The organism is Ferrimonas aestuarii (assembly GCF_005116665.1).
Lineage (GTDB): Bacteria > Pseudomonadota > Gammaproteobacteria > Enterobacterales > Shewanellaceae > Ferrimonas > Ferrimonas aestuarii.
Window position 1 is genome coordinate 146,789 of record NZ_SWCJ01000004.1, and the last position, 18,909, is coordinate 165,697.

The 18,909-nt window shown below is 51.7% G+C and carries 13 protein-coding genes; 7 read left to right on the forward strand and 6 right to left on the reverse strand.

The features are described 5' to 3' along the window. Window positions 1-15 precede the first annotated feature (15 nt). The 6 genes from FCL42_RS07590 to rpmE form a co-directional block, all read right to left on the reverse strand. Window positions 16-4,578, reverse strand: a complete 4,563-nt coding sequence (locus FCL42_RS07590) for a PKD domain-containing protein (protein WP_136862799.1) — start codon at window positions 4,576-4,578, stop codon at window positions 16-18. 198 nt (window positions 4,579-4,776) lie between these two features. Then, window positions 4,777-5,754, reverse strand: a complete 978-nt coding sequence (locus FCL42_RS07595; RefSeq protein WP_136862800.1) for a cytochrome-c peroxidase — start codon at window positions 5,752-5,754, stop codon at window positions 4,777-4,779. A gap of 176 nt (window positions 5,755-5,930) precedes the next feature. Next, window positions 5,931-6,248 (reverse strand): hypothetical protein, encoded by a 318-nt coding sequence (locus FCL42_RS07600; protein ID WP_136862801.1) that lies wholly within the window; start codon window positions 6,246-6,248, stop codon window positions 5,931-5,933. A 118-nt stretch (window positions 6,249-6,366) separates the two neighbouring features. Then, window positions 6,367-7,614 carry a malic enzyme-like NAD(P)-binding protein gene (locus FCL42_RS07605; protein ID WP_136862802.1) on the reverse strand — a complete coding sequence of 416 codons (1,248 nt, stop codon included), beginning with the start codon at window positions 7,612-7,614 and terminating at the stop codon, window positions 6,367-6,369. 335 nt (window positions 7,615-7,949) lie between these two features. Then, window positions 7,950-8,951, reverse strand: a complete 1,002-nt coding sequence (locus FCL42_RS07610) for an outer membrane beta-barrel protein (protein ID WP_136862803.1) — start codon at window positions 8,949-8,951, stop codon at window positions 7,950-7,952. Between the two features lie 347 nt (window positions 8,952-9,298). Beyond that, window positions 9,299-9,514: a 50S ribosomal protein L31 gene (gene rpmE / locus FCL42_RS07615; protein WP_136862804.1), complete on the reverse strand. Its 216-nt coding sequence runs from the start codon at window positions 9,512-9,514 to the stop codon at window positions 9,299-9,301. Between the two features lie 196 nt (window positions 9,515-9,710). Between rpmE and priA the strand changes: the two genes are divergently transcribed. From priA to hslU, 7 genes are all read left to right on the forward strand, one after another. Continuing rightward, entirely contained in the window at window positions 9,711-11,912 is a 2,202-nt protein-coding gene (priA, locus tag FCL42_RS07620) for a primosomal protein N' (RefSeq protein WP_136863040.1), read from the forward strand. 124 nt (window positions 11,913-12,036) lie between these two features. Then, the gene (gene argS, locus FCL42_RS07625) at window positions 12,037-13,785 is read left to right on the forward strand and encodes an arginine--tRNA ligase (RefSeq protein ID WP_136862805.1); all 1,749 of its coding nucleotides are present in this window, start codon (window positions 12,037-12,039) and stop codon (window positions 13,783-13,785) included. A 3-nt stretch (window positions 13,786-13,788) separates the two neighbouring features. After that, window positions 13,789-14,352, forward strand: coding sequence for an SPOR domain-containing protein (locus FCL42_RS07630; protein WP_136862806.1), 564 nt, complete (start codon window positions 13,789-13,791; stop codon window positions 14,350-14,352). 218 nt (window positions 14,353-14,570) lie between these two features. Further along, window positions 14,571-15,164 carry a tRNA-uridine aminocarboxypropyltransferase gene (locus tag FCL42_RS07635; RefSeq protein ID WP_136862807.1) on the forward strand — a complete coding sequence of 198 codons (594 nt, stop codon included), beginning with the start codon at window positions 14,571-14,573 and terminating at the stop codon, window positions 15,162-15,164. A 41-nt stretch (window positions 15,165-15,205) separates the two neighbouring features. Further along, on the forward strand, window positions 15,206-16,957 hold the full coding sequence (locus FCL42_RS07640) for a DUF3131 domain-containing protein (protein WP_136862808.1): 1,752 nt from the start codon (window positions 15,206-15,208) through the stop codon (window positions 16,955-16,957). Window positions 16,958-17,045: 88 nt separating this feature from the next. After that, window positions 17,046-17,576: an ATP-dependent protease subunit HslV gene (gene hslV, locus FCL42_RS07645; protein ID WP_136862809.1), complete on the forward strand. Its 531-nt coding sequence runs from the start codon at window positions 17,046-17,048 to the stop codon at window positions 17,574-17,576. Between the two features lie 5 nt (window positions 17,577-17,581). Further along, the gene (gene hslU, locus FCL42_RS07650) at window positions 17,582-18,907 is read left to right on the forward strand and encodes an HslU--HslV peptidase ATPase subunit (protein WP_136862810.1); all 1,326 of its coding nucleotides are present in this window, start codon (window positions 17,582-17,584) and stop codon (window positions 18,905-18,907) included. Window positions 18,908-18,909: the final 2 nt, after the last annotated feature.

An 18,909-nucleotide genomic window follows, 5' to 3' on the forward strand; every position in this document is an offset into this window, starting at 1 on the left:
CATCCCTTTTTCATTCTAATTCAGCTCAATCACGCCCGGGTAGTAGAGATCCGCAGGGCTCGTCTCTGGAATCTCCGTTAATCGAACTTGTCCCGTTATCAGTCCGAAGGCGAACAACTGCTCTCTTGTGCCTCTGACTACGCCAAGAACGTCTCCATCTTGATCCTCGCTCAAGTAACCTACGACTTTCGAACCGCTAAAGTTAGCCACCTCAGTGACGGTAAACGCCACCGAATCAAAACGCATTAATTTACCGTTCTCCGTTCCGTAATAGAGATATCCATCGGATGCCGATAACATTGGGGTACTGGGAATATCCGTCAAACCCGTTACCGCATCCGTCCTCACTGGATTTAGGCAATCGTTGGCGATGCGCTGAATTGTCCCCTCACCAGATGTACTGCTTTCACGAGTTGGGAGATACCACGCATCTTGATTTGCGACATAAGCCAGCCCAACTACAGGATCATGTGCTCCATTGATTGTGAATGAATGAGCCATAACCTTGGCTCGAGTCGTTAAGTTAAAGCAGTACAGGTTTACGTCAGACAGTATCCACGCAATTTGCCCTTGAAGCGCGAGCTCCGTGGTTGCATGGACATTGCCTGTGCTGTCGAATTTTTCGATTTGCGAAAACGCCAAGGAATCAGGATCTAGGCTATAAAGCACCTGCCTAAATGCATCACGAACATCGACTCCTAAGCCATACACCATGCCAGTATCGCTTTCAGCTAAAGCAATGCCAGGACGCACGGTGCCAAAGCCTGAGCCATATTCGATCAACGCCGTTACTGGATCATACCGATAGTTGGTTCCAAAGCCTTCAAAGTCAGGAGCGTATAGGACCGAAGCATATAAACCGCCGTTGCTATGAAGCAGGGGGCGCCCAAAGGTATAAGCGCCTTTTTGATAGCCTAAACTGGTGGTAGACACGCTGTTATCCAGCCTATCTAACGTTACGATCGCACCGCTTTCCATCTCGCCACCATCGTAGCTAATGATGCTAACGAAACGATCATCGACTGGATCATCTGGGTTGTTGGATATACCAGGGTCACCAACAAACAGCTTCCCTCGCTGTTCATCTCCGACAATCAGGGGCGAATCTGAGAAATTAACATTACGTACCTGCTTTACCTGTGATGGCATGTAGCTAAACGGCGAGTCACGGCCGGTGGTACGCTCAAACTCCAACGCCAATGAAGCTGCGGGATCGGTGGCATTGATGAACAGCAGTCCACCCGTTTCCGATGCGGCCAAGCCGGTAGGCTTCATACCTCCCCAATTACTAAATCGCCTCAAATTCACTGATTGGGCACTGCCTCGATTCACCTCCACTAAAATCGGCGGCTGGCTGTTCCCCAATCCTTGGCACAAACCATAGAGTTTTCGGGCATCCCAGGGGAACGTGCCCAAGGGGTTATAGCAATCAAAATTCACATAGCCCCCAGCTCCACCCGCTCGAGTCGTGACCTCAAAAATGGAATCAGGACTGCGATTCCAGACGTTGTAGATGGTATCGTTTTCATAGTGCTGAAAGCGGCCATCAAAAGGAACGGTGATATCAGCAAAACCTTTGGGTACCCAAGGCTTGCTTAGATCAGCAGGATCCGATGGCGTTAGCTCAAAGGCATTGGTTGTCGTCACGCCTTTGCGATTATGGTTTATCACCATAATCCGGTTGCTCCCGCTCCATTGGATATTCGCTGAAGGAATGCGTCCGAAAGTCAGACCACTGGCATCAGTATTGCCCAGTTCTGCAATCCAATTTAACTGGCCGAAGCTTTGACTATTGCGGTCAATATTCAGATGGTAGATACGGCCAGCATCATTAACGGAACCAAACTTAACTAAACCAAACAAGGCGGTACCATCGGGATGAAGCAACAATCGAGTATTAAAGCCATACACGCGATGGCCACTTAGAGTCTCCCCTTCGATGTGACGTATAATCTCGACGTGCTTAGAGACGGGGTCAAAACTGACCACCACACCACCGGCATACACTCCCTCTGTATCCAACTGAGCGTAAAATCGCTTGTCGTTAAGGTTATAAACCAGAGCCAAATCCGACTTGGCTTGAATACTTGGTTTACCACGAAGGCTGATCAAAGGTTGGATGTCACTCAGTGACGACTCACTGATAGAGTAAAAGCCACCCACCTGATTTTCTCCACCCAAGGTGCTGTTCAACACTAAGGTGTGCCCTTGAGGTACTGGATTAACCACAATAGAGCCAGATGGCTTATTGGTGACAGTCACAGTTACAGGCGCGCTAGTCAGTACGCCATCACTGACGACCAGTTGCGCCACAAAAGTACCCGCAACATCTAAGGTAAACTCGGTATCAACCTGATTCGTCGTGGCGAGGTCGACCTGACTGGTGGAAGGTTTGGAAACGAGAGACCATTGATAAGCCAAGGGATCTCCGTTGCCATCAAACGACGCGCTACCACTCAGCAAGACCTTATCCCCAATGTTCACTTGGCGGTCGCTTCCTGCGTCAGCAACGGGTGCCACATTACGCTGCTTATCGTGCACCAATATAGTGTCTGGCAGGCTCGTAGAGACACCATCGCTGACAACAAGCTGGACAAGATAATCTCCCTCCTCGTCGGTCACCAACACCGGATAAGCCGTATCCGCCATCGTTAACTGAGCCTGACTGGCCACCGGGCGACTCAGCAGCGCCCAACGATAGCTGAGTGCATCGCCGTCGGCATCATTGGAACTGCTGCCGTCTAAATTGATAAGCTGTCCAGCTTCAGCCACTTGATCCAGGCCGGCATTCGCAACTGGTAATGAGTTTTGACTTATTTCCCGAATCACTACCGTATCAGGAAGACTGTCAATTTCACCGTCATTGACCACCAATTGCACCACATAATCACCGTCCTCATCGGCCACAAAACTGGGAGTGGGAGTCATGGAGTTAGAGAGGATGGCATTGCTCAGTGCAGGCTTATTGATCAGCGACCAGTTATAGAGCAGTGCAGCGCCCTCTTCATCCGTTGAAGCACTGCCATCTAATACTACCAATTGCCCCTTTGAAACTGACATGCCCGAGCCCGCGTTAGCCCTAGGCATTTTATTTACTTCAGTAATCAATACGGTATCCGGAGCACTTACCGAACTGGCATCGCTGACTATCAACTGGGCGATGTAATCCCCTTCAGCATCTAATGTCAGTGTTGGTTGAGCTGTATTTTGATCCCGTAATTGAGCGTTACTCCCTTGGGGTTTACTGAGCAAAACCCACCGATACGTAATAGCGTCGCCATCAAAATCATAAGAGCCTGAGCCATCTAGGATTACCGTGTCTCCCGGCCCACCTCGTTTGGACAGGCCTGCGTTGGCGACCGGAGGCAAATTTCGCTCTCGATCGCTTAATCGCAGAGTGACCGGTGAGCTGTCTCTTTGACCATCATTTACAATTAACTGAATGATGTAGTCCCCATAGAGATCTGGGGTAAGTTTGGGGTGTACCGAGTGAGCATCAGTAAGCACACTGGCACTGCCATTGGGGGCTGACAAAATCGACCAACGGTAACTAAGCACATCGCCATCGGGATCGTAGGATGCACCACCATCGAGTTGAACAGAGTCGCCGTTGCTCACCCATTGATCATGACCAGCATGGGCTATAGGGGGGCGATTATCGCGGTGTAGGGTCGTAGTCACCAAATCACTAACGTAGACCCCATCACTCACCGTCAAGGCAATGACATAATCGCCTTCTATATCTGGGGTTAAGTTAACTTGAGCAAGGTCTGATGCACTCAATCGTGCCTGGCTATTAGGCGGAGCCGACACTAGGTGCCACTGATAGGTCAAAGCGTCGCCGTCTGCATCCGATGAACCACTGCCATCTAAGCGCACCGATGCACCAGGTAGGGCGTAGCCACCACTGATAATTCGGGCTACTGGCGCGATATTCACATCACTGATGCGGACACTATCCGGCGCGCTGGTTCCCGTGGAATCCGTTACCACCAATTCGGCTTCATAGTCACCGGCAACGTCAAGTTGTAGCACAGGAAAAGGCGTATTCTGCCGCTGCAATTGAGCCATACTTCCTGACGGACGGCTACTTAAGGTCCACTGATAACTCAGGCGCTCTCCATCGGGGTCGATACTCTGACTTCCATCTAGAGTTACCGAGGTTACGCCCGATGCACTGATGTCGTTACCTGCATTAGCTATGGGTAGCGAGCCAGAATCGCTGATGATCACAGTGTCCGGTTCGCTCTCTGATTCCCCATTGCTCACCACCAGAGAAATTTCAAATTCACCGACTGCATCCAAGTACAGCGCTGGATAAGGACTGGTTGCGTCACTCAATTCACTGCTGCTTCCAATGGGTCTATCGGTTATCGTCCAGCGATAACTTATCGACTTGCCTTGAGGGTCGTAAGAGCCACTGCCATTTAAGACTGCCGTTGCCCCAAGGCCGAGAGATTGAGCCAAACCAGCATCGGCAACTGGGCGGGTATCAACCGAAGGTGAAGAATCACTGTCACTGCAGCCAACTAAAAAAACTACACACAGAAAGATGGGGAAAACTTGCGACAATTGCACCGTTTCAACTCCTTTTGAACTGACACCTCGAACGCTAAATTCCGAACGTCCAATTAACTTTTTTATGGAAAAACAATGAAATCCTATCTGAGTTAAAAATTAGTAGAGGCTCTAGCAAGATCAAGTTTCAACAATTGGACGTCTAAAAGAAAAAGGGATACCCATGGGTATCCCTTTATAATTTCTGCTTAACGAGGTTTAGTCTGCAAACGGCGCTGGCTCTGGCGTTGCAGCCACTGACGGTGGCAACAGCGGCAATGTGATTGCAGGCTGCTTCCCGGTCAGGGTCTTTAAGAATGCGGTGATCTTCTCCGCATCACCATCGCTCAATTCACGCCCTAACTGCACCCGCTGCATAGTAATCACCGCCTGCTTCAGGTCGTAAGTGGAACCATCATGGAAGTAGGGGTAGGTCAGCTCAATATTACGCAGCGTTGGTACCTTAAACACCATGCGATCGTGCTCTTTACCGGTTACGTCCACACGCCCTTGAGCTGGGTTAGTGGTTTCAAATGGCTGCATCAAGCCCATCTTCTGATACATGGTGCCACCGGCAGCAGGGCCGTTGTGACAGGCAGCACAGCCGTTAGATTTAAACAGTGCGTAGCCCTGTTTCTCTTCTGCGGTAATGGCCTCTTTATCGCCTTTAAGCCACAAATCGAAGCGGCTATCTGGCGTTACTAAGGTCTCTTCGAAGCGAGCGATGGCGTCGGTTACGCGCTCCAGATCGATGTTGTCATCACCATAAACCCCTTCAAAGCTGGCACGGTATCCAGGAATCGAGCGCAGCACATCCAGCGCCAACTCATGCTTTAGTGCCATCTCTTTTGGATTGGCAATAGGGCCAGCAGCTTGCTCCTGCAGATCCGCAGCACGGCCATCCCAAAACTGCGCCAGCATATAGCGAGAGTTCAGCACAGTTGGGGCGTTGATTGGACCCTCTTGCCAGTTATGGCCGATGGAAGTTGGCAAGATATCCACACCACCTAGGCTTAAGTTGTGGCAGCTATTACAGGATAGAAAGCCCGATTTAGACAAACGCGGCTCAAAAAACAGCTGCTTGCCAAGCTCCACCTTAGCTGGGTTATCCACCTTAACGGCTTCAATAGGTTGAATTGGCTCGCCAGCCATCGCTGCGCCACTGACTAAAGATGCAATCAACGCCACGTATTTCATGGGTAGTCCCTCTATGAGTTAAGATTCATAGCCAGTCTATTCCCACATAGTAATTAGGGATATCGATTAGATACGATTGGAACAATCGCCTGATGAAGGTTCATTCATTGATTTAAATCAATAAATATTTGGTGGATTCATGGTGGTTACTCTGAACAAACCCAACCAAAGCGTGATCAGAATCGCTTTTCGGGTCGAGCAAAGTAACCTACTGGAAGCAGGTCATTACCGTCAAATCGAAACACCGACTGCATCAACACATGATCCTTAAGGCGTCTGGTATTCAACAACACCACACCTTCGGGCAGCGCCACCACACTCTGAACTGGGCCATCCAACTGCAGGCTGATCTCCGCCAGCATGGTCTCGCCTTGGGTTACCATTAGTCGACCCCAATGCTTACCCACAAGGGAACGAACCTCATACACCATCAAGGTTTGAGATTCGCCGAAGGGGTGCTCAGACTTCCATAACTCCTGAGCCACCGCAGGCAAAGAAATTACAAGCCAAACAAGAACGAGCAGGTTTCTAAACATAGTCTCAAGAATACAAAAAAAGGCAGCTAAGTCAGCTACCTTTTCGAAAATTTAATGTTCTATCGAATCAACAGTATTAGTCGATCATGTAGTGATCTGGCATGGCTTCCAGTTCCGCTACACCAGACTCAATGGCAGCTTTAGCCACCGCTTTGGCCACTCGAGGTAGCAGACGCGGGTCCATCGGCTTAGGCAGAACATAATCACTGCCAAACTCCAAGCTCTCCACCTTGTAAGCGTCTAACACGTTTTGAGGCACAGGCTCTTTGGCCAATTGGCGAATCGCTTCTACCGCGGCCACTTTCATCTCACTGTTGATGGCACGAGCGCGAACGTCTAGGGCACCACGGAAGATGAATGGGAAGCACAGTACGTTGTTCACCTGGTTCGGATAATCACTGCGGCCAGTACCCATGATCACATCCGGACGAACCGCCATGGCCAATTCAGGCTTGATTTCAGGATCTGGGTTAGAGCAAGCAAACAACACCGGCTTATCCGCCATCAACTTCACTTGATCCTCAGTAAGCAGATCTGGACCGGATACCCCCACGAACACATCGGCGTCTTGAATCACGTCGGTCAAAGTGCGCTGATCGGTATTATTGGCAAACAGCTTTTTATATTCATTCAGATCTTCACGGCGAGTGTGGATAACGCCTTTACGGTCCAGCATGTAGATCTTTTCGCGAACCGCACCACAGGTAATCAACAGCTCCATACATGCGATGGCTGCAGCGCCAGCACCAAGGCAAACGATCTTAGCGTCTTCCAGCTTTTTGCCTTGAATCTCCAAAGCATTCAACATGCCCGCTGCGGTAACGATGGCGGTACCATGTTGGTCATCATGGAATACAGGAACCTGACAACGCTCAATCAGTTGACGCTCAATCTCAAAACACTCTGGAGCTTTAATGTCTTCTAGGTTGATGCCACCGAAGGTGTCCGCAATATTGGCCACGGTATCGATGAACTCTTCTTGAGTGCGATGCTTCACTTCGATATCGATGGAGTCAATGTTGGCGAAACGCTTAAACAACAGAGCCTTACCTTCCATTACCGGCTTAGATGCCAGCGGGCCAAGGTTACCTAAACCCAAAATAGCGGTGCCGTTGGTGATAACCGCTACCGTATTACCTTTGTTGGTGTATTTGTATGCATCACTCGGATTCGCCGCGATCTCACGTACCGGCTCAGCCACACCAGGGCTGTAGGCCAGTGCCAAATCATGTTGAGTTTCGGCAGATTTAGTAAGGGCAACACTGATTTTCCCTGGTACAGGTTGAGCATGGTATTCCAGGGCTTGTTCTCGAAGATCTGACATTCTTGTTTTTTCCAATCACAAGGTACATAGGTAGGGTCGTTGCAACCTTACTCTCCTGAAGCGGATTTGCAACCGATGCGATCATTAATTCTTGATATAACGTGCTATTCCGACCAGTTTCATTGCCAATAGGGAAAAAGTAAAAGAGTTAGCGCCTTTAATTCAGAAAAAGTGACAAAAGGAAGTTGAAATAACTCCTTTGGTAATAAGTAATTACCTATTGTTAGGTGAAGCTGACCTTACAACCACGGTTAAGTCATCATACCAATGAAATCTGGTCTAAAAAATACAAAAAAGCGCCATTAAAAGGCGCTTTTTCTTTAATTATGTTCGGATTATTTCATACCAAACAGGTTTACCGTTACCTTACGCTCACTGCGATCAATATTGATGGTCGCGCCCTCCTCTCCAACCGACAGGATCTCGACTCGGCTCGCACCAATATTATGCTGCTCCACTAAGGTATCTCGTACGTGCTCGGCACGGCGTAATCCCAATTTTTGGTTGTAGGCAGCGTTACCAACTTTATCGGTATGACCAACCAGTTCAGCCCTGACCTCAGGATGCGCCTTCATGTAGCGACCAATGTCGGATAACTTATCGGCCTCATCGCCGGCAACAATATCAGAATCGAGATCAAAATAGAGTACTGTGGAAGGTGCAACCTCTTTTACTGGCGGTGGCGGAGGAACCGGCTTTGGCTCAGGTTTTGGTTCAGGCTCAACTACGGGTTCAGGTTTGGCGGCGACCACTGGTGCAGGCTTTGCACCGAAATGGTAACTCAATTGCAGCCCCCAATAATGGCTGCTTACCGTATTTGCCATTGATCCAGGATCCATGTCCATAAAATGACGGTAGCGCACCCCCAGTTCCCAATCTTGGCTGAGCTTATAGGTCACCCCAGCGCCAAGGTAAGGCTGAATGCCATCATCACTATTACTGAAGGTTGGCGTATCCACTTCGACGTCATACCAAAAGCCGCCAATTTCAGCATTGAAATCCAATCGCTCCATGATCGGCAGGTTACCAACGATACCAAAACGAACTCCTGAGCCATCGGTATTGCGGCTACTGAGCTGATCACTCCAATCCGCTTCGCCCAAATCCACATAGCCAAGCTCTAAGCCGACATTCGGATTAAAGCGGTAGCCACCGAAAATATCCCAAGCAAAATCATTATCGTCGCAAGATAGATCCCCTGTACCAGTGTCAGGGCAAACTCCTTGCCAGTCATTTTGACCAAGCCCCACCCCCAAGTACCAAGGGTTGTGAGAGTCGGCTACAGCTACTGAGGAGGCTCCCAGCAGCAACAGTGCGGTAACAGCTGAACGTTTCATACCATCTCCTTTGGGTGAAATATCGTCCACAGAACAGAAGCAGGCCACTTATTATGGTGATGCAGGCATAGACCATGCTTAAGTGGACAACACAAGATCCACTAAACTTACTATTAGCCATTTAAACCTAGAGGCTAATTGATACTTTGCCAGAAGAAAGTGACGGAAAAATAGACAAATAACAAAGAAAGGTTAAAAAAGTCACTTCCGCGTGCTGTTCGCAGTTTGAAATGAAGCCTCGGCACCAAAACACCTATTGCTAGCCAACATGCCTGCCTAATCAAAAACCAAACCCCAGAAACGAAAAAAGGCACCCGTGGGTACCTTTTTCAAAGCTGCTTGGCTGCTTACTTCTTGGAAGAAAGTGCACCAAAACGCTTCTTGAACTTGTCCACACGGCCGCCGGTGTCCAGAACTTTTTGCTTACCGGTGTAGAATGGGTGACACTCAGAACATACGTCCAAGTGCAGGTCCTTACCTACGGTAGAGCGAGTTTTGATAACGTTACCGCAAGAGCAGTTAGCGTTGATTTCGGCGTACTCAGGGTGAATACCTTGTTTCATTTGGAAAACCTCGGTTAAGGCCGTATCGCTATCCGATCCAAAGCCGGACACCATACGTCGTTATTGACAATTTTAAGGCGCGTAATAGTACACGATGCAACCAGCCCCCGCAAGACTAATCCCCCAGTCAATGCCTCTGTTTCTGCGTGTACTTAAAGAGTGTGATAGATTGAGCCATCCCAGCCACTGACCAATGATGAGATCGCCTGTGTACATTCAGGTTGCCCTACCGCTGCCTCTACGCCAAAACTTCAGTTATCTACCACGAGAAGGTGAAGCGCTTCCTGAAACAGGATGCCGCGTTTCCGTGCCCTTTGGCCGACAATCACTGGTAGGCGTGGTGGTGGGACACAGCCAAGAGAGCGAGTTTGACCCCGCAAAACTCAAGCCAATCAATTCCGTATTGGACTCAGCTCCTTTGGTCACCGGGCAGTTGTGGAAACTGGCCAATCTTGCGGCGCGGTACTATTTCAGCCCTCTGGGCATGGTGCTTCAGCAGATGTTGCCGGTAAAGCTGCGCCAAGGGGAGTCCGCCGACGCCGCTCCAGTTAAAATCTGGCAGCTCACTGACGCTGGAAAACAGTGCCAGCTCGACACCCTCAAGCGAGCCTTTCAGCAGCAGCGTCTGCTGGCCTACCTGCAAACCAAAATCGAAATCGAAGACGTGGCGGTTTCTCAGCTCGAATTCAGCCGACAAGCACTCAAGGCGCTCGCAGACAAAGGGTTTATTACCGAAGGCGAACGCCAAATCAGTTTCGATACTAACTGGGCGAATAACTTTGAGCTGGGCGAAACCCCGCAAACCCTCAACCGTGAGCAAGCGGTGGCAGTAGCAACGGTTAATGGTGATGGCCTAAATTATGGCGCCTATCTACTGGAGGGGGTTACCGGTTCGGGGAAAACCGAAGTCTACCTGCACTTGATGGAGCCAGTCATTCGAGCCGGAAAATCGGTGCTGGTGTTGGTGCCGGAGATCGGCCTAACCCCGCAAACCATCGAGCGCTTTGCCCGCCGTTATCCTGTCCCCACCGGAGTACTTCACTCCGGCCTGAACGACAACGAGCGACTGCAGGTTTGGCAGCAGGCCAAAGCTGGTGCCTTAGGCATCATCATCGGAACCCGTTCGGCGCTGTTCACCGATCTGCCCAACTTAGGCATGATCATCATTGACGAGGAGCACGACTCCAGCTTCAAGCAGCAGGATGGCTTCCGTTATCACGGCCGAGATCTGGCGGTGATGCGAGCTAACCTGCACAACGTGCCGATCATTTTAGGCTCCGCCACCCCCTCCATTGAAAGCCTGCATAACATCAGCATCGGCAAATACCGCCGGCTGCAGCTAACTCGGCGAGCTGGCGTCGCCCGAGAAGTCAGCCAAGAGATTGTGGACCTGCGCTTGCAGAATTTAGACGCGGGTCTATCGGCCCAATTACTCACCAAGATGGAACAACACCTTGAGGCCGGCAATCAGGTGATGCTGTTCTTGAATCGCCGTGGTTTTGCCCCCGCTCTTCTGTGTCATGAGTGCGGTCACCTTCACGGCTGTAGCCGCTGCGATGCATTTTATACGGTGCATCAGAGTAGCAACCTGGTGCAGTGCCATCACTGCGGCAGCCAAAAGCGCCTGCCCCGTCAATGTGAAGAGTGCGGTTCAACCCAACTCTTTACTCAAGGCGTTGGCACCGAGCAGTTGGAGCAAGCCCTTGCGGCACGCTACCCACAATATCCCCTGGTGCGTATTGATCGCGACACCACTTCCCGCAAAGGCAGTTTGGACAAGCTGCTGGAAAAGATCCGCCGCGGAGAGGCGCGCATTTTGATTGGAACTCAGATGCTCGCCAAGGGCCACCACTTCCCTGATGTCACATTGGTGGGGCTATTGGACGTTGATGGCGCCCTATTCTCCGCCGACTTTCGGGCCTCAGAGCGATTGGCTCAGCTCTATATTCAGGTTGCGGGCCGAGCAGGACGAGCCAGCAAACCGGGAGAGGTGGTGCTGCAGACTCATCAGCCAGATCACCCACTGCTGCACCAACTGACTACCTTGGGATACGGCCCTTTCGCTGAAGCGGCACTCAAAGAGCGCCAAGAAGCACTGCTGCCGCCAGCGGGTCAGATGGCGATCCTACGGGCGGAGGCCAGCCACGCCCATCAAGCTCAGCAATTTTTGGCTGAAGCCAACCACTGTTTTGATCAACTTGCCATTCAGCGTGTGGGCCCGATGCCTGCCCCCATGGAGCGCAAAGCCGGTAAATATCGATTGCATACACTACTGCTCGCCAATGACCGCAAACGGCTGCAACAGGCGATCGAATTGGCACTGCCAAAAATCGAAGCGTTGGCCTCTGGCAAGCGCTGTCGGTGGCACCTAGAGCGCGATCCGCAAGATTTATTGTAATCGCTGGCGAAAATACCAACATTTCTGCCTAACAAAGCGTTGGTATTGACATATTTAGTCGTTAAAATAATCGGTTTGATTATTGCCGTATTTCCGGCTTGCCCCCTAGTTTTTCGGTGTCGTGATGAAACAACATATTCAGCAATTACTTGAGCAGACCGTCGCTCTCCTAAAGGAGCGTGAGATCATTCCAGCAGAGGCCGCGCCTCGAGTTCAGGTAGACCGAACCCGCGACAAGAGCCACGGCGATCTCGCCACTAACTTGGCGATGATGCTGGCTAAGCCAGCCAAGAAAAACCCTCGTGAGCTGGCGCAGCTGATCATCGATACCCTGCCAGCTTCCGAATTGGTGGCCAAAACCGAAATCGCTGGCCCAGGCTTTATCAACTTTTTCCTCGATGCGGGCTGGTTGGGCAAACAGATCGAAGCCATTGCCGACAGCGACCGTGCCAACGTCAAAGCCGTTGACGCAGCGCAGACCATCGTTACCGACTACTCAGCTCCAAACGTGGCCAAAGAGATGGCCGTGCACCACATCCGCTCCACCGTAATTGGTGACGCGGTAACCCGAACCTTAGAGTTCCTAGGCCACAACGTGGTTCGCGCCAACCACATCGGTGACTGGGGCACCCAGTTCGGCATGCTGATCGCCTATCTGGAGAAGATGGAGAACGAGAGCGCCGCCGATATGGATCTGTCGGATCTGGAAGCCTTCTATCGTGAAGCCAAGAAAAACTACGATGACGACGCCGAGTTCGCCGAGCGCGCCCGTAACTACGTGGTGAAACTGCAAGGTGGTGACGACTACTGCCTGACCATGTGGAAAAAACTGGTCGACATCACCATGGCGCAAAACCAAGCGATCTATGACCGCCTAAATGTCTCTTTGACCAACGACAACGTCATGGGCGAATCCCTGTACAACTCCATGCTGCCAGAGGTAGTTGCGGATCTGAGTGAGCAGGGCTTGGCCGTAGAAGACGACGGCGCCACCGTGGTGTTCCTAGACGAATTCAAAGGCAAAGACGGCAACGCCATGGGCGTCATCATCCGTAAACGTGACGGTGGCTTCCTATACACCACCACCGACATTGCGGCTGCTAAGTACCGTGTCGATAACTTCAGTGCCGATCGCATCTTGTACTTCATCGACTCCCGTCAAGCGCAGCACCTGCAGCAAGCTTGGCTGATCGCTCGCAAAGCCGGTTATCTGCCAGAAACCACCACGACTGAGCACTGTGCGTTTGGCATGATGCTGGGTAAAGATGGCAAGCCATTTAAAACCCGTTCTGGCGGCACCGTTAAGTTGGCGGATCTGCTGGAAGAAGCACACCAGCGCGCCATCAAGCTGATCGGCGACAAAAACCCAGATCTGCAGGGCGAAGAGTTAGAATCCATCGCCTCCACCGTGGCCATGGCGTCAGTGAAATACTCGGATCTGTCCAAGAACCGCACCACCGACTACGTATTCGATTGGGACAACATGCTGACCTTCGAAGGCAATACCGCACCTTACATGCTGTACGCCTTCAGCCGCATCCAATCGATTTTCCGCAAAGCGGGCGTAAACGCCGCCGAGCTTAACGGCACCATCACCCTAAACCATGAAAAAGAGGAAGCGCTGGCACAGAAACTGGTACAGCTGAACGATACCGTTCACGCCGTAGCCAACAAAGGCATGCCACACATGATGTGCAGCTACCTGTTTGAACTAGCGGGTGCCTTCATGAGCTTCTACGAAGCCTGCCCAATCAACAAAGATGACGTCAGCGCCGAAGACAAGGCCAGCCGACTGCGTCTGTGTGCAGCCACAGCCAACACCCTGAACGTTGGCCTGAACCTGCTGGGCATCAACACGTTGGAGCGCATGTAACCAATGGCTACCCGGGATTACGCTAAGCGAGGCGGTCGTAAGCCTCGACGTGGCCGTAAAGCGGCTCCTAAACGGTCTTTTCCTTGGGTGGCCGCCGTTGCCGCATTGGCTTTGATTGGTGGCTTCGCCTATCTACTTTGGAACATCAGCGGCTCCTCAGACGAGGTGGTCGAACTTGAACCACAAACTCCTGTTGTTGAAGCTCCTAAACCCAAGATCAAGCCAAAAGAGGTCGACCCTCTGCCTGAGAAACCTCAGGAGACCTGGGAGTACATCGAGACCCTTCCAGAGCAGCAGATTGAAGTGGAAGTGCCAGAACAGAAGCTAGGTGGACCTTATCAGATGCAGTGTGGCTCGTTCCGCAAACAGAGCCAAGCTGAAGAGATGAAGGCCAAAATTGCCTTCTCAGGCCTAGAGGCTGAAGTTCGCCGCACCAAGGGTGACAATGGCGTGTGGTATCGGGTTCGCTTAGGTCCTTACGACCGTAAGCGCGTTGCCGACAGCGACAAAAACACCCTGAAACGGGCGGGTATCGCCACTTGCCAAGTTTGGTTGTGGACTAATTAACTCTCTGACTAAAACGGGCGAAATCGCCCGTTTTATACCAATTCAATTAAGGAAATAGTCAACTTAGTGCGCCGAGTAGATTGTCTCAATCTAGACGCTCAATGCCGTTGCTAGTGGTTCTAACAACAAATTGAGCAACGAAGAGTGCGGCAATTTAAGCAAGCAATAGTGACTGGATCTTTAGTTGAGTTGGTATTTTTATCTGAAATTCGGAATTTATGACCAAACGCCAACGATGCCAGCACTGCCAAAAGCCAATCTCGGTTTGCATTTGCCACGCCATCACACCGCTGTCCAGCCGCCATCAGGTGTGGATACTGCGCCACCCCAGCGAGATAAAATCCGCTAAGGGAACCGCTCAGCTTTGCAGTTTAGTGCTCAATAACTGCCAGCTTTTCGATGGCGAAACTGAAACGGATTTTACTGAGCTAAAGCAACGAATAGCCGCCAGCTCCAGGCCCACCTGGCTGCTCTATCCTGATGACAATGCCACCAGCGTTGAAAACTTGGGAAAACAGACCGCTGCCATCAATCTATTGGTGCTCGATGGCACCTGGAAAAAGGCGTATCGCATCTTGCAGATGAACCCTTGGCTACAGCAGCTGCCCAAGCTGAGCTTTGATGCCGCTCCCGAAGGGCAGTATCAAATCCGCAAAGCCAGTCGCAGCGACTCGCTGTCGACACTCGAAGCCATTGGCCACTGCCTGAATCATCTGGATGAGTGCGATACCCAACCGCTATTTACCGCGTTCGATGCCCTTAAACAGAGTCAACTGGCGCATATGCCGGAAAATATTCGCAAACGCTATTGATGTTCTAAACTGAAATTAAGATTTCAAAAACAGATGCATGGATGCGTTTTCTGCCACAACTTTGGGGGGTTCTGGCTCACCTTGCCGTCATTAGCGGTTTGAGCCTCGGTTTAGCGAGCGATGTTGTCGCTACTGATACGCCTTCACCACCTCAGACTCAACCACAGGAGTCGACCAAACCTAAACAGGCCACCTCAAAACAGGAGGCGGCTCCCATGCGCTTGGGCAATAAATCCCAAGCCAGCAGCAAAGTTACCGAGCACACTACCGACATTCAGCAGATTCAATTGCCCGGCGCCTCCCGTTTAAGCCTTGGGCGCAAACAGATTCAGCCTCCCCCCCAGTCTCCCCCCCAGTCTCCACAACAACCACCAGAGCCTGAGTCGAAACCGGCGCGCCAACCGCCCCTAACCAAACCCTTGGTTAAGGTAGCGAGCAAGCCCAGTACCGAAAACGCAAAAATCCTTACCCAAGCGCTCACCGATTCCCCGCTCCCCAAAGAGCAAGTCAAGGTCACCACTCCACGGCGAGCGGCAATGTTAGAGCTACTTGAACAGCAATCTCCTGAGTTCACCATTGCAGAACAAGCCGAACCAGAATCTCTGCTCAGCCTGCCAAAACTCGGCCAAGGGCGATTCGAGGAACTGCTCAGCGTCCATCGAAATATGGCCATCGCAGCTTGGGAGTATTTTGACAGCCAGTATCAACCCCAAACCGGGCTGATTAACTCAGTAAAAGGCTACAAAGAAACAACGCTGTGGGACGTCGCCAGCGCCATCGGCGGCACCGTTGCTGGCTATGAGTTAGCACTGATCGAACAAGACGAGTTCAAGCAGCGAATCGGCACCTTACTGGATACCTTAGGCAGTATGCCACTCTACAATCACCATCTGCCTGCACGTAACTACCACACCGACACCGGCCTGCCAGTCACCAATAAGAGAAACCGCCTTAAAAATGGCAGTGGCTGGTCTGCGCTGGACATCGCCCGAACCCTAGGTTGGCTGGCAATTCTAGAGAAACGCCACCCTCAATTTCAGCCGCAGATCGCCAAAATAAGCCAACACTGGCAGCTAAAAAGCCTAATCAAAGATGGCGACATCACCGGTGCTCGCTACAACGGCGTACGAGAACGGCGTTATCAGGAGGGCCGCTATGGCTACGAACAATATGCCGCTGCCGCTTTAAGTCTCTGGCAACTGGAGAGTCCCAACGCCAAGGACACCAGCGACATGAACACCACCGAGTTGCAGCAACTGATGGTCACCGTCGACAATCGCAATGTGCCCTTTTTAACCAGCGACCCCTTCTATTTGGCTCTGATTGAGCTTGGGCCCGCTGCTGAGTTTCTTGCCCAAGATAGCGCCACCATCTACGAGTTGCATCGTCGCAGGTGGCAGCAGGAAAATCAGATCTGGTGCTTTGGCGAAGACGCCAGTCAACACCCACCTTGGTTTCTCTACAATAACCTGTGGTATCAAGGCAAAGCGTGGCACAGCACCGACTATCGCGGACAGACCAGCAAACACACCCAAACCCTCAGTGCCAAATGCGCCCTCAGTTGGGCCGTGCTCAGCCAGGATGAATTTGGCGAAGAGTTATGGTTTCAAGCCAGGCAACTGTTTCGCAAAGAGGGCTGGTTCACCGGTCGCTTCGATGATCGCAGCGTGAATGCCAGCCACAACCTCAACACCCACGCGGTGATTTTGACGGCGCTGCTCTACATCCACAATGGAAATCAGCCGCTGATCATCCCCAATGTGGTGGTGCCAGAGCAAGAAACCCGCCTTTAAGGGTTGAAGCCTCTGAAATCGTCCCCAGATATATACCCAGAGTGATTTTCTGCGCACAGTGCGCATCAGTAGATTTTAAGGATCTCCAATGACCACCATTGTATCGGTTCGCCGCGGCGACAAAGTTGTGATCGCTGGTGATGGCCAGGTTTCCCTGGGCAACACCGTCATGAAAGGCAACGCCCGCAAAGTACGCCTGCTTAGCGGTGGAAAAGTGTTGGCAGGATTTGCCGGAGCCACCGCCGATGCCTTCACCTTGTTCGAGTTATTGGAAGCCAAACTGAACGCCCATCAAGGTCACCTCACTCGCGCCGCCGTTGAGCTCGCCAAAGCTTGGCGCACCGAGCGAACCCTACAGAAACTGGAAGCCATGTTGATTGTTGCTGACGAAGAGACCAGCTTGGTGATCTCCGGTAATGGCGACGTGGTGGAGCCAGAGCACGATCTGGTCGCCATCGGCTCTGGCGGTAACTACGCCCAAGCCGCCGCGCTGGCGCTGCTGCAAAATACCGACATGGACGCGCGCGAAATTGCCGAAAAGGCACTAAACATTGCTGGTGACATCTGCGTGTTCACCAACCACAGCCACACCGTTGAAGAATTGACTACTAAGGGTTAAGCCGTATGTCTGAGATGACCCCAAGAGAGATCGTATCCGAACTGAACCGTCACATCATTGGCCAGAACGACGCCAAAAAAGCGGTTTCCATCGCCCTGCGTAACCGCTGGCGTCGGATGCAACTTAACCCTGAGCTGCGTCAGGAAGTGACTCCCAAAAATATTTTGATGATCGGCCCAACCGGTGTGGGTAAGACCGAAATTGCTCGTCGTCTGGCCAAGCTGGCTCGCGCTCCCTTTATCAAGGTGGAAGCCACTAAGTTCACCGAAGTGGGTTACGTGGGCAAAGAGGTTGAACAGATCATTCGTGATCTCACTGACTCCGCCATCAAGATGACCCGCGAGCACGAAGTTGAGCGTAACCGCTTCCGTGCCGAAGAAGCGGCCGAAGAGCGAGTGTTAGATGCACTGCTGCCGCCAGCCAAAGATGAGTGGTCTGCAGACAACAACAAAGACTCCAGTACCCGCCAAGTATTCCGCAAGAAACTGCGTGAAGGCCAGCTGGATGACAAAGAGATCGAGATCGATGTGGCTCAGGCTCCGGCCGGGGTTGAGATCATGACTCCTCCTGGCATGGAAGAGATGGCCAATCAGCTGCAATCCATGTTCCAGAATATGGGCAATCAGCCAAGCAAGCGCCGCAAGATGAAGGTCAAAGACGCCATGAAGGCGATGATCGACGAAGAGGCCGCGAAGCTGGTAAACCCAGAGGAGCTAAAAGAGAAAGCCATTGAAGCGGTTGAGCAAAATGGCATCGTGTTCTTAGATGAGATCGATAAGATCTGTAAGCGCGGCGAAAGCTCAGGTCCCGACGTTTCCCGCGAAGGGGTTCAGCGTGACCTGCTGCCTTTGGTGGAAGGCTGCACCGTGAACACCAAGCACGGCATGGTAAAAACCGATCACATCCTATTTATCGCCTCCGGTGCCTTCCAGCTGGCGAAACCTTCGGATCTTATCCCTGAACTGCAAGGCCGCCTGCCAATTCGTGTTGAGCTGGAAGCCCTGTCTGCAGAGGACTTCGTTCGCATTCTGACCGAGCCTAACGCCAGCCTGACCGAGCAATATAAGGCACTGATGGGCACCGAAGGTGTAAGCATCGAGTTTGCCGAAGATGGCATCAAACGCATCGCCGAGGCCGCATGGCAGGTGAATGAGCGCACCGAAAACATCGGCGCTCGTCGTCTGCACACGGTGATGGAAAAGCTGATGGAGGAGATCTCTTTCGACGCTTCAGACCGATCTGGTGATACCCTGACCATCGATGCCGCATACGTTAACAGCCATCTGGATCAGTTGGTTGAAGACGAAGATCTGTCTCGCTTTATCCTGTAAGG